At 58.8% G+C, this 24,387-nt stretch carries 18 protein-coding genes; 15 read left to right on the top strand and 3 right to left on the bottom strand.

Annotated elements, in window-relative coordinates; translation table 11 throughout:
• Positions 1 to 417 precede the first annotated feature (417 nt).
• From C0Z16_RS21845 to C0Z16_RS21860, 4 genes are all read left to right on the top strand, one after another.
• Complete coding sequence (locus C0Z16_RS21845; RefSeq protein ID WP_102634175.1) at positions 418 to 1,410, top strand: IS110 family RNA-guided transposase; 993 nt, start codon at positions 418 to 420, stop codon at positions 1,408 to 1,410.
• A 124-nt stretch (positions 1,411 to 1,534) separates the two neighbouring features.
• Entirely contained in the window at positions 1,535 to 2,557 is a 1,023-nt protein-coding gene (locus C0Z16_RS21850; protein ID WP_102634176.1) for an IS110 family RNA-guided transposase, read from the top strand.
• A gap of 601 nt (positions 2,558 to 3,158) precedes the next feature.
• The gene (ltrA, locus tag C0Z16_RS21855) at positions 3,159 to 4,601 is read left to right on the top strand and encodes a group II intron reverse transcriptase/maturase (protein WP_102634177.1); all 1,443 of its coding nucleotides are present in this window, start codon (positions 3,159 to 3,161) and stop codon (positions 4,599 to 4,601) included.
• Between the two features lie 137 nt (positions 4,602 to 4,738).
• On the top strand, positions 4,739 to 6,184 hold the full coding sequence (locus tag C0Z16_RS21860; RefSeq protein ID WP_102634178.1) for an IS1182 family transposase: 1,446 nt from the start codon (positions 4,739 to 4,741) through the stop codon (positions 6,182 to 6,184).
• Between the two features lie 35 nt (positions 6,185 to 6,219).
• Here C0Z16_RS21860 and C0Z16_RS21865 read toward each other — a convergent pair whose 3' ends face one another.
• Both C0Z16_RS21865 and C0Z16_RS21870 read right to left on the bottom strand, forming a co-directional pair.
• On the bottom strand, positions 6,220 to 6,876 hold the full coding sequence (locus C0Z16_RS21865) for a transporter substrate-binding domain-containing protein (protein ID WP_102634265.1): 657 nt from the start codon (positions 6,874 to 6,876) through the stop codon (positions 6,220 to 6,222).
• 12 nt (positions 6,877 to 6,888) lie between these two features.
• On the bottom strand, positions 6,889 to 7,116 hold the full coding sequence (locus C0Z16_RS21870; RefSeq protein ID WP_244201307.1) for a hypothetical protein: 228 nt from the start codon (positions 7,114 to 7,116) through the stop codon (positions 6,889 to 6,891).
• 440 nt (positions 7,117 to 7,556) lie between these two features.
• Between C0Z16_RS21870 and ltrA (C0Z16_RS21875) the strand changes: the two genes are divergently transcribed.
• The 7 genes from ltrA (C0Z16_RS21875) (at position 7,557) to C0Z16_RS21915 (ending at position 17,020) form a co-directional block, all read left to right on the top strand.
• The gene (gene ltrA / locus C0Z16_RS21875; protein WP_455430266.1) at positions 7,557 to 9,065 is read left to right on the top strand and encodes a group II intron reverse transcriptase/maturase; all 1,509 of its coding nucleotides are present in this window, start codon (positions 7,557 to 7,559) and stop codon (positions 9,063 to 9,065) included.
• A gap of 633 nt (positions 9,066 to 9,698) precedes the next feature.
• Entirely contained in the window at positions 9,699 to 10,583 is an 885-nt protein-coding gene (locus C0Z16_RS21880; RefSeq protein ID WP_102634179.1) for an acetaldehyde dehydrogenase (acetylating), read from the top strand.
• Positions 10,580 to 11,605 (top strand): 4-hydroxy-2-oxovalerate aldolase, encoded by a 1,026-nt coding sequence (gene dmpG, locus C0Z16_RS21885; RefSeq protein WP_102634180.1) that lies wholly within the window; start codon positions 10,580 to 10,582, stop codon positions 11,603 to 11,605. The genes C0Z16_RS21880 and dmpG overlap by 4 nt, the downstream gene beginning before the upstream one ends.
• Positions 11,606 to 11,757: 152 nt before the next feature.
• On the top strand, positions 11,758 to 12,504 hold the full coding sequence (locus tag C0Z16_RS21890; protein ID WP_102634181.1) for an SDR family NAD(P)-dependent oxidoreductase: 747 nt from the start codon (positions 11,758 to 11,760) through the stop codon (positions 12,502 to 12,504).
• Between the two features lie 296 nt (positions 12,505 to 12,800).
• Positions 12,801 to 13,184, top strand: coding sequence for a carboxymuconolactone decarboxylase family protein (locus tag C0Z16_RS21895; protein WP_102634182.1), 384 nt, complete (start codon positions 12,801 to 12,803; stop codon positions 13,182 to 13,184).
• Positions 13,181 to 14,980: a thiamine pyrophosphate-binding protein gene (locus tag C0Z16_RS21900; protein ID WP_244201308.1), complete on the top strand. Its 1,800-nt coding sequence runs from the start codon at positions 13,181 to 13,183 to the stop codon at positions 14,978 to 14,980. The genes C0Z16_RS21895 and C0Z16_RS21900 overlap by 4 nt, the downstream gene beginning before the upstream one ends.
• A 1,026-nt stretch (positions 14,981 to 16,006) precedes the next feature.
• The gene (locus C0Z16_RS21915; RefSeq protein WP_102634185.1) at positions 16,007 to 17,020 is read left to right on the top strand and encodes an IS110 family RNA-guided transposase; all 1,014 of its coding nucleotides are present in this window, start codon (positions 16,007 to 16,009) and stop codon (positions 17,018 to 17,020) included.
• Positions 17,021 to 17,457: 437 nt separating this feature from the next.
• Here the strand turns inward: C0Z16_RS21915 and C0Z16_RS21920 are convergent, their stop codons facing one another.
• On the bottom strand, positions 17,458 to 18,378 hold the full coding sequence (locus C0Z16_RS21920; protein WP_102634186.1) for a helix-turn-helix domain-containing protein: 921 nt from the start codon (positions 18,376 to 18,378) through the stop codon (positions 17,458 to 17,460).
• 366 nt (positions 18,379 to 18,744) lie between these two features.
• On the opposite strand from C0Z16_RS21920, the gene C0Z16_RS21925 reads away from it, so the two are divergent.
• The 4 genes from C0Z16_RS21925 to C0Z16_RS21940 are packed head-to-tail and all read left to right on the top strand — an operon-like array spanning position 18,745 to position 24,358.
• A complete protein-coding gene (locus C0Z16_RS21925; RefSeq protein ID WP_102634187.1) occupies positions 18,745 to 19,920 on the top strand; it encodes a sugar ABC transporter substrate-binding protein in 1,176 nt (391 codons plus the stop codon).
• Positions 19,917 to 21,407 (top strand): sugar ABC transporter ATP-binding protein, encoded by a 1,491-nt coding sequence (locus tag C0Z16_RS21930; RefSeq protein ID WP_102634188.1) that lies wholly within the window; start codon positions 19,917 to 19,919, stop codon positions 21,405 to 21,407. Before C0Z16_RS21925 ends, C0Z16_RS21930 begins: the two co-directional genes overlap by 4 nt.
• A gap of 48 nt (positions 21,408 to 21,455) precedes the next feature.
• A complete protein-coding gene (locus C0Z16_RS21935) occupies positions 21,456 to 22,499 on the top strand; it encodes an ABC transporter permease (protein WP_102634189.1) in 1,044 nt (347 codons plus the stop codon).
• A gap of 32 nt (positions 22,500 to 22,531) precedes the next feature.
• Positions 22,532 to 24,358: an NAD(P)-binding domain-containing protein gene (locus tag C0Z16_RS21940; RefSeq protein ID WP_102634190.1), complete on the top strand. Its 1,827-nt coding sequence runs from the start codon at positions 22,532 to 22,534 to the stop codon at positions 24,356 to 24,358.
• The last annotated feature ends 29 nt before the right edge of the window (positions 24,359 to 24,387 follow it).

Raw genomic sequence — 24,387 nt, forward strand, 5'->3', positions numbered from 1 at the left:
CCGATTCCGGCCCCGTTACTCGAATAAATGTCTCCGCCAGAAAATTCGAAATTCTTTCCATTCTGCGTCTTCAGAAGGCCGAGATGGAATGGACACCGCCCTCCCTTGTATCTTGAAGTTCATGGTCTTTAATAATCATGATAGGAGGCTGTGGAGCTTGTGGGCGAAGGTGAGCGCGGTGGGCAACGTGTAGCGTTGTCCACGGTAAGCTCGCCGGTGCGCCGCAGGCGCATCGTCCACAAATCCACAGCCTGTCGTTAATTTTTGTTGTTGATGTCGGTTTGGCAAAGCTCGTGCAGCCTGATCTCCTCCCTGGGGTTTACAAGCCCGTCCCGAAGCACATGGCGCACGAGCCGAGCCGCTCATCGGAAGCCCGAACAGTTGCCTGAACCTAATTCGCATAAGCAAGGATGGGAAATGACGAGCCTGCCAGATTCGACTTCCACACCGGTCACGATTGGCATTGATGTGGCGAAAACCACGCTGGACATAGCGGTAGGCCTGAATGCACCACCCCTGACGCTGACGAACGACGCCGAAGGCTTCGATACGTTACTGGGGCAGTTGGCGACACATAAGGTTGCACTGGTTGTAATGGAAGCCACGGGTGGTCTTGAAACGGCTGCCGCCGCTGTATTGCAGGCTGCAGGTTACGCGGTGGCCGTCATCAATCCCCGACAGGCGCGAGATTTTGCACGAGCGATGGGACAACTGGCGAAGACCGATCGCATCGATGCACGCATTCTCGCGCAGCTCGGCGAAGTCATTGAACGTAGTCCGGAACGCGACAAGTACGTCAAACCTCTGCCGAGCGCAGAGCAGCAAGCCCTCGCGGCTCTGGTCACACGCCGTCGTCAACTGATCGCCATGCTCGTCGCCGAACGCAACCGGCTGGCCCAATCGCCTGCGGCAACCCGAAAAAGCATCGACACCATCGTCGAAGCGCTGGCCAAAGAACTCGATCGTATCGGCAGTGACATGACCGGGCACGTTCAGACGAATTTCGCCGATCTGTCGGCGCTGCTCGATAGCGTAAAGGGAGTTGGCAAGACAACGATTTCGACCCTGATCTGCGAGGTTCCTGAACTTGGCAAACTGTCGCGTCGCGAGATCGGCGCGTTGATTGGCGTCGCACCGGTCAACCGCGACTCCGGACAGATGCGAGGAAAGCGCACAATCTTCGGCGGCCGTAGCAGCGTGCGGCAAGTGCTCTACATGGCGGCGCTGTCCGCGACTCGCTTTAACCCTGTCATAAAGGTGTTCTATGACCGTCTCGTCGTAGCGGGCAAGCCAAAGAAGGTCGCCATCGTCGCATGCATGCGCAAGCTCCTAAGCATCCTCAACGCAATGGTCAAAACAGGAGCGTCCTGGAATGCTTCGCTTCATCAGTCGAAGCGCGAAAGCGCTTGACGTTCAACACAGTTGCTTCGGGGACGCAGGGCCCAGCAGGTGTACGGAGGCCCTCCAGAACCGATCGGCATCAGTGTGCCAGAGCGGCGTTTCGACACGTCCACTTGAGGAACGGAGGGCCCAAATGAATGCTACGACATACGGACTGGATGTTGCAAAGCAGATCTTCCAGATGTACTGGGTCGATGCACCGACCGGCGAGATTGCCAATCGGCGCTTTCGACGCGACGAGTTGATCACGTTTCTCGCGCAGCGGCCGGCTGGCCGGGTGGCACTTGAAGCATGCGGCAGCGCGCACTGGTGGGCCCGCAAGATCCAGGCACTGGGACACGAGGTGGTGCTGTTGCACGCGAAGTTTATCCGGCCATTTGTCCAGACGAACAAGACCGATGCGGCGGATGCGCGCGCGATCTGGACGGCGGTGCAGCAACCGGGAATGCGGACCGTAGCAACGAAGACGGAAGACCAGCAGGCCATACTCGGTCTTCACCGGATGCGCTCGCTGCTCATCAAGTTCCGGACGATGCGGGTCAACCAATTGCGAGGTTTGCTCTACGAGTTCGGTATGTCGTTCCGAGCCGGTCGGGTCGCCGGACTCAACGAGATCCGCGCACGCATGGCTGAACTTGAAGACGCCGTGTCGGGAATGATGATCTCCAGCCTGCAAGACCAGTTGAGGCGCATCGACGGGATTGAGCAGGATATTGATCAGCTTGAGAAACGGATAGGCTCTTGGCACAAGCACGAAGCGGCGTGCCGTGCAATCGCTGAAGTGCCTGGCATCGGCAGACTCACGGCAACAGCGCTGGTGGCAACGATCGGGGATGCAAAGACGTTCAAATCTGGCCGCGAGTTTGCGTCGTTTCTCGGACTGGTTCCACGGCAAAGCGGCACCGGTGGCAAGATCCGGCTGGGCTCGATCTCGAAGCGAGGGGATCCCTATTTGCGTACGTTGTTGATCCATGGAGCCCGCTCGGTGATGTGTCATACCAAGGTTCCGGCAGCATGGCAGAAAGGAATTCAGGAGCGACGACCTGCCAATGTAGTCGCCGTGGCCCTGGCCAACAAGATCGCACGCACCGCATGGGCAATTCTCGCTCACGGCAGCATGTACGAGAAGCATCACGTTAGTGTGAAATCTGTTTAGCAGGGAAGCGGAAAAGGTAAGATCGTAGTCTCGATAGGTTGCTGAGGTTGATTAACATGTGATGGCGAAACAGGTCGGACCGCAGGAACGTGAACCTGAACACACCCTTGTACTGAAAAGTACGTGGCCGAGATGAGGACGTTCCTGGCGCATTCCATCAGGGCTCGCGGCTTCGGCTTGCGCAAAGCCGAATATAAGTCTGCTGCCGATACCTCGTTAAAACGTCACATCACGATCAACTTGGCAAACCGGGCGGTGTCCATAGTGTGCTACGAATGCAAGCGCAGCGGTTGCGTGAGCAATGCTTTATTGAAGATGAGGGCGGGCCCCTCGAAGTCGGCTTGCAGGAGCTGGCTTCAAATCACCTCAAGCTGCGCGGGTAAAGAGTCCGCGTGGTGAGCGTTGAGGAAAAGGCGGAGAGAAATTCTGTCAGATGAGTGCTGGTGAGACGAACGCGAGTGAACCACTGATGACGTGTCGAAACCCCATGACGACGCCAAAACCGGGGGGTATGGATGCCCCGGGACAAGGACAGACGGAGCCTGTTGACGGGCTGTCTGGCGTCCGGCATGAAGGTGGCGTGACGCCAGCGCAGGCTTCAATGAGGAACGTAGGAACCTGTCGTCGCGATGCGAAGGGAGAAGCTCAAGCAGGCAGCCCCTGCAAGAGCCTGAGTACCGATGCGCGGCACGGGGGCGGAGTCGTCCGTAGTAGGGAGGAAGGCCCTGTAACGGGGCTGGACCGAAGGGGCGACGTTGCCCGGCAAGACGAGGCAGACAACCGGCAACGGGAGGATCTGTCTCGGCATGCCAAACCGTTTGATATTTCCAAGCGCGAAGTGTGGGAGGCCTACAAGAAGGTCAAGGCCAACCGGGGCGCTGCTGGAGTTGATCGGCAGACGATTGAGGAGTTCGATTCGAGGTTGGCTGACAACCTTTATAAACTCTGGAATCGACTGGCCTCGGGAAGTTACCAACCTCCGCCTGTTAGACGTGTGGAGATCCCGAAGGCAGGTGGCGGTGTGCGACCGTTGGGGATACCGACGGTCGCCGCCCGGGTGGCTCAGATGGTGGTCAAACAGCGTCTTGAGCCACAACTGGAACCGCGCTTCCATCCCGACTCTTACGGCTACCGGCCGGGTCGGTCGGCACATCAGGCAGTGGCCATGGCGCGCGTGCGTTGCTGGCGATATGCCTGGGTGCTTGATCTCGACATCAAGGGCTTCTTCGATTCCATCGATCACGCCTTGCTGATGAAGGCGATACGGCATCACACGAAGTGCAGGGTGACGCTTCTGTACATTGAGCGGTGGCTTCGGGCTCCGGTCAGTCTGGCAGACGGCACGACGCAGCAGCGGGACGCTGGCACACCGCAAGGCGGAGTCATCAGTCCGTTGCTGGCCAATCTGTTTCTGCACTATGTGTTCGACGAATGGATGCGCCGCAACTACCCGGGCGTGCCGTTCGAACGTTATGCCGATGATGTAGTTTGCCACTGTCGCACCCTGACGGAGGCGCAGGCGCTCAAGGCAGCCCTGGAACAGCGGATGGCGCAGTGCTCACTTGCTTTGCATCCACAGAAGACGAAAGTCGTCTACTGTCGCGATGACAATCGGCGGGAGCGTTTTAGCGTTCATCAGTTTGACTTCCTGGGCTTCTGTTTCCGACCGCGATTCGCAAGATCGCGCGCCGGTACGGTGTTCGTGAGCTTCCTGCCTGCGATCAGCCAAACAGCGGCCAAAGCCATTCGCCAGACAGTGCGTCGATGGCGACTGCATTGCCGACACACCGTGGACTTGACGGACCTGGCGCAGGAGATCAACCCTGTGCTCAAAGGGTGGCTGAAATATTATGGCCGCTTCTATCGTTCGGCGTTGTACGCGGTGTTCGATTCGTTGGATCAGTACCTGGTGCGGTGGGTGCGCAGGAAATACAAGCGCCTGAAGGATAAAGTGAGTCGGGCACGGGAGCTGGTGGTCAAGATAAGACATCAGCAGCCGGGTCTGTTTGCTCACTGGATTCTGGCGCAAAACGGTGGGCAATAGGAGCCGGATGAATCGAGAGATTCACGTCCGGTTCTGGGAGGGCCTGTGGGTGCGATTCCCACGGGCTACTCACCTAAGGGTGTGTGAAAACGCACTCATCGCCTAAACTGAATCAACTCATTGAGGCCGGGTGACTCATGAAGCGATTCGTTGAAGGCGATGACCGCAAGCAGGTCGCACTACTTCCCGAATGCGTCGATGACTACATCGGCCAGGACAACCCGATCAGAATCGTCGACGTGTTCGTGGATGAACTGGACCTCACGACTCTCGGCTTTAACGGCACCACGCCCGCAATCACCGGGCGCCCGTCCTACCACCCTGGCGTGATGCTCAAGATCTATATCTACGGGTATCTGAACCGGGTACCCTCAAGTCGGCGTCTTGAGCGCGAATGCCAACGCAACGTCGAGTTGATGTGGCTGACAGGACGTCTGGCGCCAGACTTCAAAACGATCGCCGACTTTCGCCGCGACAACGGGCCGGCCATTCGCAACGTATGCCGTCGCTTCGTCGAGCTGTGTCGAGGACTGAAGCTGCTATCGAGCGACATGGTCGCCATCGACGGCAGCAAATTCAAGGCGGTGAACAGCCGCGACAGGAACTACACGGCGGGCAAGATCGACAAGCGTCAGCAACAGATTGAGGAAAGCGTCCAGCGATACCTCGACATGATTGAAACCGCAGACCGGACCAGTCCGACAGGTTTCGATGTGAAGACCGTGCGCCTGTACGAGAAGATCGCTTTGTTGCGCCAGCGGATGCGTGAGCTCGAGCAAATCAAAGCGCAGCTGAAGAAAGAACCTGACGGACAACTGTCGCTTACCGACCCGGATTCCCGCTCTATGACCAGCGGTGGCAAAAGAACCGGAACTGTCGGCTACAACGTGCAGACCGCCGTGGATACGAAGCACCATCTGATCGTGGAACATGAGGTGACGAATATCGGAGGCGATCACGGGCAACTCAGCAGGATGGCCGTGTCAGCGAAGAAGGCGATGGGCAAGCCGGGGCTGAAGGTGCTAGCTGATCGAGGCTACTACAGCGGTCCGGACATCCGCGCCTGTGAACTGGCTGGGATCACCACGTATGTCCCGAAACCACTCACCTCGGCGTCAAGGAAGAAAGGGCTCTTTACCAAGCGCGACTTCATCTACGTTGCCAGGAACGATGAATATCGATGCCCCGCCGGTGAGCGCGCAATTCCTCGATTCAAGACCGTTGAGAAAGACATGAACCTGCGCGTGTACTGGCCCAGCGCATGCCCGCGTTGCCATCTCAAGGAGCGATGTTCCCCCAGCGACTACCGCCGCATCCGACGATGGGAACACGAACATGTACTGGAAGCCGTGCAGCGTCGACTCGAGCGCATGCCCGATGCAATGACCATTCGAAGAAGCACGGTCGAACACGTCTTCGGCACGCTGAAGCATTGGATGGGGGCCACCCACTTCCTGACCCGGACGCTGGGACGGGTGAGCACCGAAATGAGCCTTCAGGTGCTAGCCTACAACCTCAAGCGCGTCATCAATATACTGGGGGTCGCCGGAATGATGAAGGCGATGAAGCGGGCTACCAGCTGAGGCCCCGAGGGGCTTCTTGCGGCCGCGATGTTCGATTAGCGCAAGCTCGGCGCATCTAACCTGATCGATCCGACCGGCAACGTCGCCCTCAGCGGTTGAAATGGAGTTTCCACACGCCCTCGGCCATATTCCGTCGTCACCGCGTCCTGGAATGCTCCATCAAGTCTCCCGGAAATCAAATCGGCGTAGACCTGATCCGGGGTTTGATAGGACACGACAATTGCACCCGCTGGCTCCCAATATTTCTTTGCGTACGTCTCCTGGATGGAGCCTTGTTGAACCCCGATTTTTTTACCCTTTAATGACGTGGGGGTCGGCTCCAGACCTGAACTTTTTCGTACAACCAGGCGATTTGGTGTCTTATACAGCCTCGAGGGAAAATCTATTTGCTGACGTCGCTTTTCCGTCATTGACATCGAAGACAGAATAGCATCGAATTTTCCCGCCGCAAGCGCGGGAATCAGACCATCAAATTCATTTTCCACCCATACGCACTTCGCATGCAAACGCGCACATATCTCCGTCCCAAGATCGATATCAAATCCGATCAGAGTGCCACTCGGCGTTTTTGATTCGAACGGCGGAGAAGTTGGATCCACTCTAAACCTGATCGTCGACCAATCTTCAGCGGACGCGACGCTCGAAAAGCAAGCGATCGGAAGGGAAATAGCCACAAGAAATATCTTCTTCATCAATGCACCCATTCAGAAATGATCGCGAGATTGTCGCCGCCTTTCTTCGCCGCCGTCGTGGTGCCTGCCGTCGCCGTGGATGACCGAAAGGTCAAGCAACTGGTCCTGATGAAGTTGCTGCACCGAGCCCGAAAAGATGGCATCGATGCAACCATCGGCCTGCCAGCGACGAAACGTGCGGTAGATGCGCGTATAGTGAATTTCAGGGTGACCTTCTGCATTCCTGTCGATCGGCAGCATCTTCCATTGGCAACCCATGTACAGTGCCTGCAGGATGTAGTTGAAGATCCGTGCGCCGGTCAAACCGGCAAAGTGTTGTGAATGAAAGAGTCATACGTTGAAGGCCTAGCCAGCCACGGCGGCCCCGAGTCATGCGTTTGTACCCGTGAGGGTGCAGGCGAAGCGTTGACAGGGGTACGCACGGGCCGGGTATTGAGCCGCGAAATAAACTCCTCGTGGCATGAGCTACGAGATGATCGGGGTGCCGAGGCGCTGGGTCTACGCCGAGGGCCACACCGACGCTGCCGCATTGGCGAGGCAGTGCCGGACCCCGCGCGGTCAGAGACCCCGTGCACGTGCGGAAACACTTTGCTCGGGAACCGGGAGGTCCCGGGCCCTACTGTGCCGCGCTGGGAAGCGTCGGGCGCAGTGCGCATCGTGAAGCCTGAGGGCGCACGACGATGAGCTACGGGCGTGGGAAGTCGGACTGCTGCGTAGTACCTGAGAAGCTGCCGAACAAGACTGCGGGCGCAACTCCTGCGGTGGCGGAGGCGGTGGAGGGAAGGCGGCAGGCCAAGGGCAATGCAGTCGGTGCGCGCATGTCCCGCAGATTGGGGCGGGAATATGACATGGGAACCGCGCTCGACGGCATACGACAGACGGCCAAAGGCCGACCGGGTGCGAAGTTCACCACCCTGATGCATCACATCTACGCGGTCGACCGCCTGCGGGTAGCCTACTTTGCGCTGGAGCGCAAGGCGGCTGCCGGGGTGGACGGCCAGACGTGGCAGTCGTACGGACTGGACCTCGAAGCACGGCTTCTGGACCTGTCCGACCGGCTGACCCGGGGGGCTTACCGGCCCCAGCCTGTCAGGCGCGTGTACATCGACAAGGCCGACGGCAGCAAGCGCCCGCTGGGCGTGCCGGCGCTGGAAGACAAACTCGTCCAGCTCGCCACGGTCGAAGTACTCAACGCGATCTACGAACAGGACTTCGTCGGGTTCAGTTACGGCTTCCGTCCCGGCAAGAGTGCGCACAACGCACTCGACGCCGTGAGTGTAGGTATCGAGCGCAGAAAGGTGAGCTGGATACTCGATGCGGACATCAGCAAGTTCTACGACACAATCGAACACGACTGGCTGATGAGATTCATCGAGCACCGGGTAGCGGACACGCGGGTGCTGCGGCTCATCAAGAAATGGCTGCACGCTGGCGTGCTGGAAGACGGCAGGTTGACGCAAAGTGAAGTTGGTACCGTTCAGGGCGGCAGCATCTCGCCGCTGTTGTCGAACATCTACCTGCACTACACGTTCGATCTGTGGGTGAAGCAGTGGCGTGCGCGGCACGCCGAAGGCGACATGATCGTTGTGCGGTATGCCGATGATTGGGTCGCGGGGTTCCAGTACGTGCGGGATGCGGAGCGCTTCCAGCGCGAAGTGACTGAACGACTGGCCCGCTTCGGCCTGAAGCTGCACGAGAGCAAGACGCGGCTGATCGAGTTCGGACGCTTTGCGCGCGAGAACTGTCGACGCCGCGGCGGCGGTAAGCCGCAGACCTTCGACTTCCTGGGCTTCACGCATTGCTGCGGGAAGACCCGTAAAGGAAAGTTTGCGGTATTGCGGCTGACCAGCGCCAAACGAATGCGAGCCAAGCTTCAGGCAGTCAAGGAACAACTGCGACGACGCATGCACCAGACTATTGCGGAGCAGGGGCGGTATCTGCGCGCCGTGGTGGCTGGGCATGTGCGGTACTTTGGCATGCCACGAAACGGATCGCGCCTCGGGTGCTTCCGGGTTGGTATTGCCCGCCTGTGGTACCGCACGTTGCGCCGCCGTAGTCAGAAGCATCGCCTGACGTGGCTGCGGATGACCCGGCTCGTAGCACTTTGGTTGCCCCTGGCTCATATATGTCATCCATATCCGAATCAACGTCTGATCGTTACGACCCAAGGCAGGAGCCGTATGCGGTAATTCCGCACGTACGGATCTGTGGAGGGGGTGATGGGTGACTGTCATTCCTACTCCGACTGTGCAAGGCCAGCGTGGGGAGAGGTCCGCGACGGCCCAGGCTCTCAGATGCCGCCAGACAAGCTGCTCGAACTGGCCCCGGCGCAATCTTGTTGGAATCTTTTGCAAGCATGGGCTTCGGCTCATTCGCTGCGTCCAGAAAGTCTTCGCAGGCATGCGCGAAGTCGCTTCAACACGTCCCTTTGCATTTCATTAAACCGGTTGCACTTCACCTTTCAAACTGCCCAACCAAATGCGCTCGCCGCTTAGCTCTGAGTCTAAACGCGTGCGGTTCGTGGGGAAGTCGACCTCATTGTCTGAAGACCGACGTTAGCGAGCGGCACAATTCTTCGCAAGTGGGCCAGAGGTCCTGTCGTGCCGGGATTCCGAGGGTTTGCGACCCACATGGCCCGGAAGCTGCTCAGAGACTGCGTGGATACAGTCCGGTCGCTGCCGCAACCGCGGAGAAAGACCATATGCCCCAAGCACACGGAGACATGGTCGCGCTATGCAGCCCCGATTCGCAACCACGTTTCTAACTTTTTCTCAACTGGAAGGTGCCAATGTCGATGATTTTTAGCCCAAATAGAGCGCGAAATGAGTGATTCACGCACGAACGTAGCCATCATTGGATCAGGAATGCTTGGTACCGATCTGATGTGCAAGGTCCTCGCGTCGGAAAGCTTGAGCCTTGCGTTTTTGGCCGGACGCGATCAGAAGAGCCGCGGGCTCGCCGTTGCGAAAGAGCGTGGCGTCGAGACGTCGGCGGATGGAATCAATTTCCTGAAAGCGCACCGCAATGCATATGACATCGTGTTCGATGCGACCTCAGCCTATGCGCACGTCGACCACAATGCCGTTTTTTCTGCTTGCGGGAAATTTGCCGTCGATCTGACGCCGGCTGGCATTGGTATGGTGTGTGTGCCATCGGTCAATCTCGCCGACGTCGCCGCGCAGCAAAACATCAGTCTGGTTACCTGCGGCGGACAGGCGAGTTTGCCGCTCGCGCATGCGTTCAGGCAGGCGACGCAGCAGATTGACTACCTCGAGGTCGTTTCGACAATAGCGGCCGCGAGCGCGGGCATGGCGACGCGGGAAAATATCAACAATTACCTTACTACTACCGAGCGGGCCCTGTCTCTCTTTTCGGGGGCGAACAAGGTGAAGGCGATCCTAAATATCAATCCTGCGGAACCGGGCGTAATGATGCAAACGACGATCTACGCTTACGCGAAATGTGGTGACTTTTCCGAAATCGAGGGCGCAATCAGTAGCGCCGTCGCTTCCGTACAGGAATACGTCCCCGGCTTTCAGATCGTGCTCGCGCCGATTCTGGATGAAGGACGAATCACTGTCAGCGTGAAGGTGCAAGGCAGCGGACATCATCTACCGAGCTATGCGGGCAATCTCGACATCATCAATTGCGCGGCTGTCGCGGTAGCGGGGCACAAGGGCCGTGTGACGAGGAGCATGCAATCGTGAAAGGCTACATCACTCTGACCGACGCATCCCTGCGCGACGGAAATCACGCGGTGCGGCACCAGTTGACAATTGGGCAGATCGTCCGCTACGCGCAGGCCGCCGACGAGGCTGGGATCAATATCGTGGAGGTGGGCCACGGTAACGGACTGGGTGCCTCATCGGCTTTGCTGGGTAAAGCGGCGAGCACCGATGCGGACATGCTGGCGTCCGTGCGTGAAAAGCTCAGGCATACGAAGCTCGGAGTTCATTTCATTCCCGGGCTCGGCAAGATATCCGACATTGAGGTGGCGCTCGAAGCCGGCGTCGACGTGTTTCGGCTGGCATCCCATTGCACCGAGGCCAACATCACCCGGCGTTTCATCGAGTACGTGAGGCACGTCGGGAAAACCGCCTATGGCGTGCTGATGATGTCGCATATGGCCGATGCCAGAGAGATCCTGGATCAGTCCCGCTTGATGCAATCGTACGGCGCGCATGCGATCGTCCTGATGGACAGCGCGGGCTTTTCGACCCCGGAACTCGTCAAGGAAAAGGTCGAGACCCTGATCGATGGTCTGTCAATACCAATCGGGTATCACGCTCACAACAACTTGGGGCTCGCGGTAGCGAACTCGATTGCCGCGGCGGAGAGCGGTGCCACGCTCCTCGACGCCTGCGTGTGCGGTTTCGGCGCCGGCGCCGGCAACACGCAGCTCGAAACGTTGGTTCCAGTTCTTGAGCGCCATCGGTACCAGTTAGGTACAGACTTCGCGCGCATAGCCAGACTAGCGAAGTGCGCAGACGAGGTGCTGCCGATTCGGACCCCTCACATCCCCATCGCTAACATCATCACGGGCGTTTTTGGCCTCTTCTCGGGCTTCGTTCCGCACATCGAGCGCCTAGCGTCCGAGCTTAAGATCGATCCATTCGAGCTGTGTCAGGCCCTTGCCCAGCGAAAGCTGGTAGCGGGGCAAGAGGACGTGATCGTAGAAGAAGCGCACCGCCTCGCGGCAATGAGCGCACAGAGCGTCGCGGTGAGGTAGTTCCGTCCGCGAAGATGGCACACTCCGACGTTTGCCGTCCTTGCCGAGAGTGGCGATTTGAACAACATGTATCTGGTTGCGTTGTATGCGCAGCGCCGGTGCAGCATCTGACAGATCTTATCGCGTCATGATTTCTTACAGGACAGAGAGCAATGAGCAAGCTTGCACATAAAGCAGCAGTCGTAACGGGCGCATCGAAGGGTATCGGTGCTGCCGTTGCAAAGGCGCTGGCGGCCGAAGGCGCGGCCGTCGTCGTCAACTATTCAAGCAGTAAGAAGGGAGCGGATGCGGTTGTCGATGCAATTACAGATGCCGGAGGCAAAGCCGTCGCTATCGGCGGCGATGTATCGAAACTGGCGGACGCACAAGCTATCGTCGATGGCGCGATCGAGCATTTCGGTCGCCTTGACATCGTCGTCAACAACGCAGGGATCTACGAACTAGCTTCCATAGAGGACGTGACGGAAGAGCATTTTCATGAGCAGTTCAATATCAATGTGCTTGGCACGCTGCTCGTCACACAAGCTGCGATCAAGCATCTGCTCGGCGGCGGCAGCATCATCAACCTTAGTTCCGTCGCAAGTCACGCGGCACTTCCGAGAACGGCAGTCTATGCGGGTACGAAAGGGGCCATCGATGCCATTACGGGGGTGCTTTCGCGCGAACTCGGACCACGCCACATTCGCGTTAATTCGATCAACCCTAGCATAGTCCTGACAGAAGGTACGCACAGTGCGGGCATCGTCGGGTCCGATTTTGACGCTCTGGTGCTCAGACAGACGCCTCTGGGTCGTCTTGGGCAGCCCGATGATATTGCTGCTGTGGCGGTGTTTCTCGCGTCGGATGACGCGCGGTGGATTACGGGCGACAACCTGCTCGTTGGAGGTGGCTTCCGCTAGATGAATTAGCCAGAGTTGCGATACAGGCTGGTTGATATAAGCCATGCGCGCGGCGCATTGGCATTCCGTTTGCGCGAAGCGCTGGGGCAAGATTTCACGGCGAGGGCTGCGAGATGCTGCATTGTCGGCCAGCGTCCCGCATGGCGCGCTGACGCAGGAAGACAGGCTCGACCCGGCAACTTATCGCTGCAACGAATCGACGAGGCTCGATTTTCGCAACCACTGGCCGCATTACCGCCGGCTATGGCACAGGGACTCTTCAAAGCGGTACTTCCACACGATAGAGGAAATGATTTATGGAACAGGAAAAAGATAGTTTTCTTAGCGCTGGTCAGCGGGAACTGAATGAAATCTATCATCCAGCGCACGCCGCTTCGCTAAGGACGCTGAAGGACTTTTGCCCGGACTACTTCTCGATTGTCGAGGAGTTCGGGCTGGGCAACTTGTGGCAACGGCCGAGCTTGACGGCACGCGAAAAGGAACTCGTCGTTTTTTCGACGTTGATTACTCAGGGCGATACCGAACTCCAATTGCGCCAGCATGTGCATACCGCATTGAAACGGGGCATGAAATTCGAAGAGATTCTCGAAAGCATCATCCTGCTCGCAGTCTACATCGGCGTGCCGCGCACGCTGAACGCAATTCAGGTCGTTCGATCCGAACTGGCGGAGGTCGCGTGAACGTTGCTGACGCCATCGTTACCGCTTTGCGCGAGGAAGGCATCGGGCACCTCTTCTGCGTGCCGGGTGAAATGATCGACCCGCTGCTCAGAAGCCTGACGCGGCAGCACGAAGTGCAACCCATCGTTTGTGCGCATGAAGCCGGCGCAGCCTATATGGCCGATGGGTATGCACGTGCAGGAGGCCGCTTCGGCGTCTGCGCGACGACGAGCGGGCCAGGCTTCACGAATACGCTGACCGCCCTCGCAATGGCCCACACGGATCGATCGCCGCTGCTGGCGATCTCGGGAGAAGTGAAGCAGGACCGTGCAGGACGGGGCGCTTACCAAGACTCCAGCGCTACCGGAATCCGGGGTGCCGATATGTCGGGTTCGGTCACCGCATTACAGCGGGACCTTACTTCGCCATCGCTTGCTTGGCATCACCTCGGTCATTTACTGCGTAGTATGCTGGATCACGCGTCACGCGGCCCAGTACATCTATCAATTCCGTTCGACGTCCAAGAAGCCGGCATCACGGGCGAGTGGGCAAGACTTCCTTCGTCGCTGTATCAGCCTCGATTCGTGGACACCGGCAGTTGCGACGCGTTTTGGGAGCAGGTCGGAACCAAGGCCAAAGTTGCCGTGCTTGCCGGTTCCGGCTGCGTGCAGTCGGACGCTACCGAAGCGCTGGTTCGTTTTGCGGAAAGCTTTGACATACCGGTGGCGACGACCTTGCCCGCAAAAGGTGTGTTCCCAGAGGACCATCGCCTTAGCCTCGGTGTGATGGGCTGGCCGGGCAACAGGCCGGCGATCGACGCGCTCACGTCCGGCAACCTCGATGTGCTTTTTGTGCTCGGGTCGCGACTGAACATGCTGGACACGCTGGTCTGGACGACTGGATTCAGGCCTCGGCATGCGCTGATCGCAAACGACATCAACGCAAGCGGTGTGTTTCAGGACTATCGTGTCGACCTACCGATACTCGGCGACGTCCGCTGCTGCCTCGACGCGCTTAACTGCGCCGCGCCGTCGCTGTCCGCTAGCCTGCGAGCGAGCCGGGGAGCCCGGCTGGACTGGCTCGTATCGCTGAAACCGAACGGCACGCTGACCGATCCAATCCGGCGTAGTGCATCTGAATCAAGGGGGCTGCACCCGGCCGAAGCAATCACGGTGCTACGTCGCGTGATGCCCCGCTCAACGATGCTGTTCATTGATAGCGGCGCGCATGCTTTTTTCGCGGGTCACTACTGGACCGCATACGAACCGCGTCGTTTCTTTACGTCGATCAAGTATATGGGATCGATGGGGTGGGCGATTCCCGCGGCGATCGGCGCGAAGCTGGCCCGTCCTGACGACCCGTGCGTGGTCGTGACCGGCGACGGCTGCATGCTGATGCACGGCATCGAAATGCAAACTGCTGCTCGCTACGGCGTTCCGCTGATCTGCGTGGTACTGAATAACTCGGCGTACGGCAATCCGAAACTGCGCGCCGACCGGGTCAGCCCGGAGTTGGGGCGATTGCATGAGCTGCCGACGCACGACTGGGCGAAATTCGCCGCGTCGCTTGGAGCGCGCGGCGTGACCGTGTACAACGCATCGGACCTCGCGGATAGATTCGAGCAGGCGCTGCAGGCACGAACGGCCGTGGTGATCGATGTGCGTACCGCAAATGTCCCAACGCCAACCGAGGCGTTCGACCGGATGGCGGCGAGCGGGCAACTCCACGGATCACAGCTCGGCGCTGCACTTCGCGCGGACGAAGTGCCGGACGCCAGGCGCGCAGGGGCGTTCGACGTTCCCAAGGAGCAGTGCTGACATAGGCAGCTGTCGTCCGGATCCGTGCTTATGCGCGTTCTGGACCAAGAACTCGCGACCTCGGGTGCGCGGTCACTGACTCTGCTTGTCGACAATATTGTTGCGACGCGGTCGAACGGGCATCCGAAAGCCCAATGGATTACGGCTGATGGAGTGGGGCGGCTTGCCGTTATGCTGGCTTCGCGAGAGGCCGCTCCGTTTGCCGAACAGGTCGTGCATGCAGGTCAGCTGCGCCGGGCGGGCTGAGTGAGGGAGACCTGGCTATTGGCTGGTGTCGAACGGAAGTCGAAGGTCGGAAGGTTTGCCCACTGTCGATCGGCCCTGCAACGTAGCGCCAGTGGGCTGCGGTTTTCGCCTGTTGCTACGGATTCCGGTAGTTTTGGATCTGGCGGCTGCAAGCCCCCGCATCGCGCCTCACGGTTCGCCAAGTCAGACGCAAAGTGGACCGCCATCCGGAAGCCCAATCTTCCCGGCTCCGACCGGGTGCTGATGGTTGATCAGAGGGTTGGCGCCGCGGCACCTGTGCCGAATCGCAGTTGAAGGGCGTCTTCGCGATTTATGGATCAATCAATCACTCATCGTAAGCGTAGGCGTAGACCGAAGGAAATTGTCAGTGCGCCGGGAGACCGGCAAGGAGTAAAGAGTGGAAGTCTCTGACAACGAAGGTCTAGCAAACCACGTTGTCCCCGAGTCATGCGCAGTCTGTCGCGAGACATGCGGCGAAGCGTTGACAGGGGTAAGTGCGGGCCAGCCATTGAGCCGCGATAGTTTAATTATCCCGAGCGCCGACGCTGTTGACATTGCGGAAGGCAACACGACGGGGAGCGCTAATGCGAGCACTCCGTCGGCTCGGCGTGGTCGAAGACCCTGGCACGCACGCTCGCTCCTCGTACAGGAACCGGGAGATCTCCAGTCTGGCCAGTTGCAGCATGGACCGGTCCGCATCGGGAAGGCGAGGAGCCGTAAGCTTGTTTGGAATCAGCAAGAGGGGTGACACCTACCCCACCAATTCCCGGGAGAACGACAATGCCTGCACTAACCATTGGTCTGGATATCGCAAAAAACGTGTTTCAGATTCATGGCGTCGACCGCCATGGCAAAACCGGTGTTCAGCGGAAACTTCGCCGAGCTGAGGTGTTGAAGTTCTTCGCAAAGCTGGAACCGGGTCTGGTTGGAATCGAAGCCTGTCACGGCTCCCATTTCTGGGCTCGTGAATTGACCGCCTTGGGTCATACGGTCCGCCTGCTGCCACCGCAGTACGTGAAGCCGTTTCTGGTCGGCGGCAAGAACGATGCGAATGACGCGGCGGCGATCTGTGCGGCAGTGATGCGTCCGAACATCCACTTCGTCGCGATCAAGAGCGCAGAACAGCAGTCGCTACAGTCGGTGCATCGCATGCGCCAACGGCTCGTGCTGGAGCGTACTGCCAAATCCAATCAGATCCGGAGCATGTTTGCTGAAGAGGGGGTGATCTTCCCGATAGGTCTTCCGCAATTGAGAAAGGGAGTGGTTGAGCTCGTCAACAATCCCGATTCCTCCATTACCGCCTTGCTCAGACGGCTTGGCTCGATGTACCTCGAACAACTGACGGCGCTGCAGCAATGGATCGACGAACTTGCTGCCGAGATAGCGGAGATCTTCAAGAGCAATGAGGCTTGCCAACGGCTCGCTACCGTTCCAGGAATCGGACCCGTGATCGCGACCGCGCTCGTCAGCAGTGTCGGTGATCCGTCCCAGTTCAGGAACGGGCGGCAATTTGCGGCCTGGCTGGGGCTGACGCCAAGGCAAAAATCCAGCGGAGGCAAAACCAGGTTAGGCGGTATCACAAAGCGCGGCGACACTTATCTCCGAACCCTGCTTGTACAGGGCGCCCGCGCGGTCATGCACTTCGTGAACCGTCGCGACGATCGGCACAGTCGCTGGATCAAGGCTGTGATGCAACGCCGCCACGTGAGCATTGCTGCGATCGCCCTGGCGAACAAGACGGCGCGCATTGCCTGGGCAATATTGACAGGTAACGGCTGCTTCCGAGGTGCGTAACAGGCAACAGATATTGAGTATTGCTTTATTTCTTTCGCGATTGCGCAAGAAGCGGCAAGCACGGCGAACCGGTCGGACCGGCGCTTGCAGATCCTGATATATCCGGTGGCTGCAGTACGAAGCCAGAAGGCCGATGAGGAGCAAGCGCGCAAATTTCCATGATGGCTCGTGCAGCAGCAAGCACATCAGAAGCCGAATGTACGGACGCAGTCGTGACCCTCAAAATGCAAACCGATCTTGCTCATAGGCGGGAGTCCATGTACGGATATACAGCTGCAGCCCGTCTTGTTCTGGAATGCCAATCGAAGCCTCTCGCAAAGGGAGGCGTTCATATACACTACAACGAGTCGCATCTGCACAGCGCCCTGAAATACTGCTCACCACGCGAGTATCGCCAGCGAGCAAATTCACCAATCTAAGCGTGGCCCCATGTCCGGTCATGCAGGGGCAAGTCCAATTTGGCAGCCCCCGCGCAAATAGTCGCCTGGCGTAACACCGAAAGCAGCTTTAAAAGCTCGGTTGAAGTTCGATAAGTCTCGAAAGCCGGAGTCTTGAGCTAGGTCAATGATCCTCACCACTCGACCAGAACGGACTGAAACATCCATATACTCTGCGGCGAGCTTTAAACGCTTGGCACGGAGCGTTTGAACGAAGCTCGTTCCGTTCGCTTCAAAATCTCGGTCAAGCTGACGCGTCGATATGCCGAGGCGTTGAGCTAGCCACGGAAGGGATAGCTCTGCGGAATTCAAGAATGTGTCGATTTCCCGAACGGCCAATTCGAAGCGCAATCGTGGCGTCCGCATAACTTTCGCCGGACGAGAAGCGTCGTTATGGGAAAAAGTCGCTCGCGTCAGTCCAAGTAGGTAGTCGGCATCACCGCCACGCTTCGTATCGTTCCAATTCAAGACATAGCGATACAAGCGCAGCAAAGCGGCTCGGTCGGCGCAATGAGGCGCACCGGTCATAAGCCCCGGAGGCCCGTCCAGCATTAACAGTGCACGCGGAACATGGACGGCAATGTACCGACAGAAAGCGTCGCCAAAGCCGACGGTCGCCGGAAGAGTGGAATCAAGCAGGAATAGGTCGCCGGGCGCTACGATGCTTCGCTTCCCGTCTTGCTCCATTTGTATCTGACCCGAGGTTGGCGCGATGAGAAAGGCGTACTCTCTGCCGTCTCTACGGACTCCCTCGATCGGGCGGTCTATCTTTTCGATATCACACGCGATATCTACCGTGCTCAGCCCTGCCACGTCGCGCGACCAAAAATGACCATCTATGACTTTTTGGCCTTTTCGCGGCGCTCCGAAATAATGACCACAATTCTGCTGCAGTGCAGCGTTCCACGCTTCAAAGTACACCGTCCCTCCCGCCTCTAGATTCTGACCGATTGGCCGCGCCCTCCGTGACACCGACTATGCCAACAACCGAGCCGGTACCTAGCCACAGTTTCAAAGCCACGCTACCGAAATCGTTACAGGAAACAATCGGTGTTTCCTCCTGAGGGAAAACACTAAGGGTCGTGGTTCAACGCGATGGCGCAAAAGTCCTAGTCGACGCAGATCGGGCTCAGTACGCTTCGTTCCAGATGTCAGCGACGAAAAAATTCGAACAGACATCGTCCCGAAAGAGTCGAGTACGCAACAAGCATTACTAACCTAAATCATCTGTGCATAAAAATCGCGTCCTCAGTGCCAGAGCGACGTTCAAAATTGACGGAGACAAGCATGAAGACAGTGTGGAGAACGATCGGCGGCTCAGTCCGAAAAGCGCAGTCACGCTCGGCGATGACTTTCAAGCGCGCTGTACTAGCGTGCGCCGCTACCCTCGTCGCGGTGCTGACGCCCGTATCGGCTTCAGTCGCGGCAGACGCTCCGCTTACCCCGGAAGCTTCCGCGGCGAAAGTGGCCGCCGAGCAGTTGATGACTGCGAAGATCGAATGGCGAGGTCCGTCATCCAGTTCGAAGCCGATTGTCGGCAAGCGCATAGCGGTCGTGTCGTGCTGCGAGGCGGCCGATGGCGCGGCGCGCGCTTCGCGCGCCATGGTCGAAGCGGGCAAGGCGCTCGGCTGGCAGGTCAACGTGCTCGATGGACGCGGCGATCCTCAGGAGCAGAACAAGGCGCTGAACTCCGCCATCGATGCGAAGTACGATGGCATCGTGCTCGAATTCGTTGATACGACGACCGTCTCGGACGGCGTGGCGCGTGCGCTGAAAGCGAAGATTCCGCTGATCACGCTCGGCACGCTGAAGAACACGCCGGACTCGATTCCGGATGTATCGTGGGATTATGCCAAGCATGGCGAAGCGCTCGCGAACTATATGATCTGGAAGTCGAATGGCAACGTCAACGCTCTGATTCTGCTCAATACGGATCTCTACGTCACGCGAAATGGTCAGTGGGTTGGCACGAAGAACGTCCTCACCGACTCGAAGAAATGTAAGGACTGCAAAGTTACAGTGAAGGAATGGGCCATGGCAAACATCGACACCCAGCCCAGTTCAATCGCCTCGGCGGCCGTGCAAGCGAATCCGAAGATCAACTGGACGTGGTGCTTCGATGCCTGCATGAGCCGTGTGTCGCGCGCGCTGGTCGCCTCGGATCTGGCGGCGAAGGTCCGAGGCGCCGGCTTTGACTGCAACGCCGAGAGCCTTCAGCTCATCAAGGACGGGCAGGTCGAAGCAGTGTGTGCCGCCGATCCACGCGAATGGGACGCGTACGCCGTCATCGACAACTTGAACCGGTTGATGCAGGGCCAGCCCACCGTCAATCAGGGCATTCCGGTGCGACTGTTCGACAAGACCAATATCGGTATGCTCAGCGATTACGAGATGTCGCACGGCTGGCAGGGCGGCTACGACTTCCGGGCGGCATATCGCAAGCTGTGGGGCGTGCAGAAATGAGCGACGTTCTCGAGGACGATCAGGAAATCCGCGTCCGGATTCGCGGCCTAAACAAATCGTTTGGCGCGACACATGCCCTGAAGGACGTGAGCATCGACTTTCGCGCGGGCCGCGTGCATGCGCTGCTCGGCGCGAACGGATGCGGCAAGTCCACGCTTGTCAAGATTCTCTCGGGCTATCACGAACCGGACAGCGGAGAGATCTCGCCGACGGGCCACGCGGCGCGCGAGCGCATCGCGTTCGTGCATCAGGACTTGGGGCTCGTGCCTTCGCTGTCGATTGCCGAGAACCTCGGCCTCACCTGCGGCTTCACGCTAAGCAGGGGCGCGATCGACTGGCGCGAGGAGCATCGCCGCGCGCAGAAGCTGCTCGACGAGTACGGCATCGCCACCCTCGCGAGCGACGCGGTCGCCTCGCTCGGTCCCGCGCATCAGTCGATGATCGCCATCGCCCGCGCGCTCAACAGCTTGCCGGAGAGTGGTGGCGTACTGGTGCTCGACGAACCGACGGCGCGTCTGCCCATCTCCGAAGTCGATCACTTGTTGCAGATGGTACGACGCGTGAAGGCTCGGGGCGTCGCAATTCTCTACATCACACACCGGCTTGAAGAAGTGATGCAGGTGGCCGACGAAGTATCCGTGCTGCGCGACGGTGCGATTGTCTTTTACGGCCCTACCTCTGCCATCGACAAGGAAAAGCTCGTGACGCTGATCGTCAACAAGGCGATCAGGCCGCTGACGGCGCGTTCGGCGACGACCGCGCGCGCGGCGGAACTGCTGCAGGTACGCGGCTTATCTGGTATCCGGCTTCGTCAAGTCGATCTAACTGTAGGACGGGGCGAGGTTGTCGGTGTCGCGGGGCTCGTCGGCTCGGGACGTTCGGAGCTCGGTAGGCTGCTTTTCGGGCTGCAAAAGGCACAGGCCGGAACCATCCACCTGCACGATGCCAACATCACCAACCTTTCAACACGCGCGCTCGTTGAGAAGGGCCTCGCATATGTGCCGCAGGAGCGCCGCAGCGGCGTGTTCCACGGCCTAGGCGTCGCGGAGAATGCGGTCCTAGCGGATTTCAGCGCGTTGATGAGCCGCATCGGCATCGTGTCCGCACGAGTGCGACGCGCGGCGGATGAAGTCGTGCGCACGATGAGCGTGAAGACGGAAAGCATCAGCACGCCGATCGAAAACCTCTCAGGTGGCAATCAACAGAAAGTGTCGCTTGGCAAGTGGTTGCGCCGCGATGTGCAACTGCTGATTCTAGATGAGCCGACGCAGGGCATCGACATCGGTGCGCGCACGGAGATTTTTAACACGATCCGCGAAGTCGTCGAGGCGAAAAAAATCGGCGCGCTCGTGTTTGATTCCGACCTCGACATCCTGGTCGATTTCTGCGATCGAGTCATCGTCATGTGTGACGGACAGGTCGTCGGCGAATACCAGGGCGCGCAGTTAACGCACGAGGTGATAAATCGCGCCGTGTATGAGCGCTAACGTGGTCGTGCGATCCACAATCAATTTTTATTGCTGGAGGGTATCAACATGCGTCGCGTCAACGTTTTTCTCAGCCGCTACAGCCTGCTGATTGCGTTGTTAGTGCTGGTCGGCTTCTTCTCCATCATTCGGCCCGAATCGTTCGCCACGCTGGAAAACGCGGGTTCGATCATGAGCGACGGCGCCGTTCTCAGCCTTATCGCCGTCGGCGTGATGGTGCCGATGATTGTTGGCCAGTTCGATGTCGCCCCGGGGTTCGTTGCAAGTCTCGGCGTGATGTTCACGGCGGGACTGCAGTCGAACAATCAGTGGCCGTGGCCGCTCGTGCTGGTCGCGGTACTTGCAATTGGCGCGCTGATCGGCCTGCTGATGGGCGTGCTGGTCGGCTATCTTCAGCTTAATTCGCTGGTCGTGAGCCTTGGCGTGGGTAGCGTGCTCTCCGGCATTGTGTTGGTGTATTCGGGTGGGCAGGTCATCTACAAGGGGATCCCGCCTAGTTTTCTCGCGCTCGGGCAGACGCGGCTATTCGGCTTCGTGCCGCTGCCGTTTCTCTATGCACTGGCGATCGCGGCGGTAATGTGGTTCGTCCTCAATTATCGCCCGGTCGGACGGCGGCTTTACGCGGTCGGCGGTGGTCCGGACGCGGCGAAGCTTATCGGGGTGAATCTGCCGCGCTATATCGCGATGTCGTTCGTCGTGTCGAGCACGCTCGCGTCGTTGGCGGGATTCATTCAGGTGTCGCGGCTCGGCGCCGGACACCCGACCGCCGCGCAAGCGTTCCTGCTGCCCGCGTTCGCCGCGGCCTTTCTAAGCGCCACTTCGTTCCGACTTGGTTTCTACAACGTCTGGGGCGCTTTCCTCGCAGTCTATCTCGTCGGCACGGGAACCACGGGCCTCTTCATGCTTGGCGCGGATTCCTACGTGCAGCCCGTCTTCAACGGCGTGGTGCTGGTGGGCGCGGTGACGCTTGCGCGCGTGCTGATCCTGCGCCGCAACCGGCGGCTCGCCCTCGCAAGAGCGGCCGATCAGCAAAACGCGGCGCCGCTCAAGCGATCCATCGTCGGCGATGCAGAGAACTCGGTGGTCGGTTAGATTTATTTTTAGTTCTATGAGGAGGAGATGATATGAACGCAGTAACCGACTTCGAACCATCGACGTCACTCGAGCGGGCGCACGTCGCCCTGAGCGCATGGCTGAATGAATTCAACGATGCACTCGCCGCTGGGAATGCCGCTGGAGTGGCGGGTCTATTTACTGAGCATTGCTTCTGGCGCGACATGCTCGCGCTCACGTGGAACATCAAGACCGTCGAAGGACGGCCTGCCGTCGAAGAGATGCTGACTGCAACGCTTGGCACTGCGCGGCCTCACGCCTTTACGGCGAGCGAGGATCCAATCGAAGCGGACGGCGTAATCGAGTCATGGCTAACCTTCGAGACGTCGGTGGCGCGTTGCATTGGCCATGTGCGGCTAAAAGATGGCAAGGCCTGGACGCTGCTGACGCTGGTCAACGAATTGAAGGGACATGAGGAAGCATCCGGCACGCGCCGGCCTAGCGGCGCTGAGCACGGCACACGCGAGGATCGGCAAACTTGGCGCGAGAAGCGGCAGAAGGAAATCGATGAACTTGGCGTTTCGAAGCAGCCATACACCCTGATTGTCGGGGGTGGCCAAGGCGGGCTGGCGCTCGCGGCGCGGCTGCGGCATCTCGGCGTACCGACCCTCATCATCGAGCGCAACGAAAAACCCGGCGACTCATGGAGAAAACGGTACAAGTCGCTCTGTTTGCACGATCCGGTGTGGTACGACCATATGCCGTACATCGAGTTTCCGAAGACGTGGCCGGTATTCACCCCAAAAGACAAAATCGGCGACTTTCTTGAAATGTACGCGAACATCATGGAGCTGAATTTCTGGGGGTCAACGACCGCCCGCTCGGCTTCCTACGACGATGCCACGCGGGAATGGACTGTTGTCGTAGATCGTAACGGCGAGACAGTCACGCTGCGTCCGAAGCAACTCGTACTTGCGACAGGCGTGTCCGGCAAGCCAAATATGCCGGTTTATCCAGGGCAGGAAGTGTTCAAGGGCGTGCAGCAGCATTCCTCGCAGCACGCCGGGGCGGAAGGTTGGAGCGGCAAGAAGGCAATCGTTGTCGGTTCCAACAATTCGTCGCACGACATCTGCGCTGCGCTCTGGGAAGAAGGTGCCGATGTCACGATGGTACAACGCTCTAGCACCCTCGTCGTCCGCTCGGCTACCCAGATAAAGCACGCACTTGAGCCACTTTACTCGGAAAGCGCAGTTCAGCGTGGCATAGGCGTTGAGAAAGCCGATCTCATTTTCGCGTCGATTCCATATCGGTTGCTGAGCGAAATGCACAAACCGGTTACACAACGCATCCGTGCGGAAGACGAGGCGTTTTATCGCTCACTCGAAGACGCCGGCTTCATGCTCGATTTTGGCGAGGATGATTCGGGACTATTTATGAAGTATCTCCGACGCGGCTCGGGTTATTACATTGATGTTGGCGCGTCGCAGCTCATCGCTGACGGCAAGATCAAACTCAAGTCGGGAGTAAGCATTAAGCAGATCAAAGAGCATTCGGTGGAGTTCAGCGACGGCAGCGAACTCGAAGCGGACCTGATCGTCTACGCGACCGGTTACGGCTCCATGAACGCATGGGCCGCCGATCTCATCTCGCAGGAGGTAGCCGACAATGTCGGCAAGGTGTGGGGACTGGGCTCCGACACCACTCGTGATCCTGGGCCTTGGGAAGGCGAGTTGCGCAATATGTGGAAGCCGACAATGCAGGAAGCCCTTTGGTTTCACGGAGGTAACCTGCATCAGTCACGACATTACTCCAAATACCTTGCCATTCAGCTGAAGGCGCGGATGGAAGGCATCGCCACGCCGGTGTACGGCATCGAAGATGTGCATCATCTTTCATGAGGTTCGTCAGCGTCGCAATGTTATTTACA

The sequence above is a fragment of the Paraburkholderia rhynchosiae genome, from assembly GCF_002879865.1.
In the GTDB taxonomy this organism is placed as follows: Bacteria; Pseudomonadota; Gammaproteobacteria; order Burkholderiales; family Burkholderiaceae; genus Paraburkholderia; species Paraburkholderia rhynchosiae.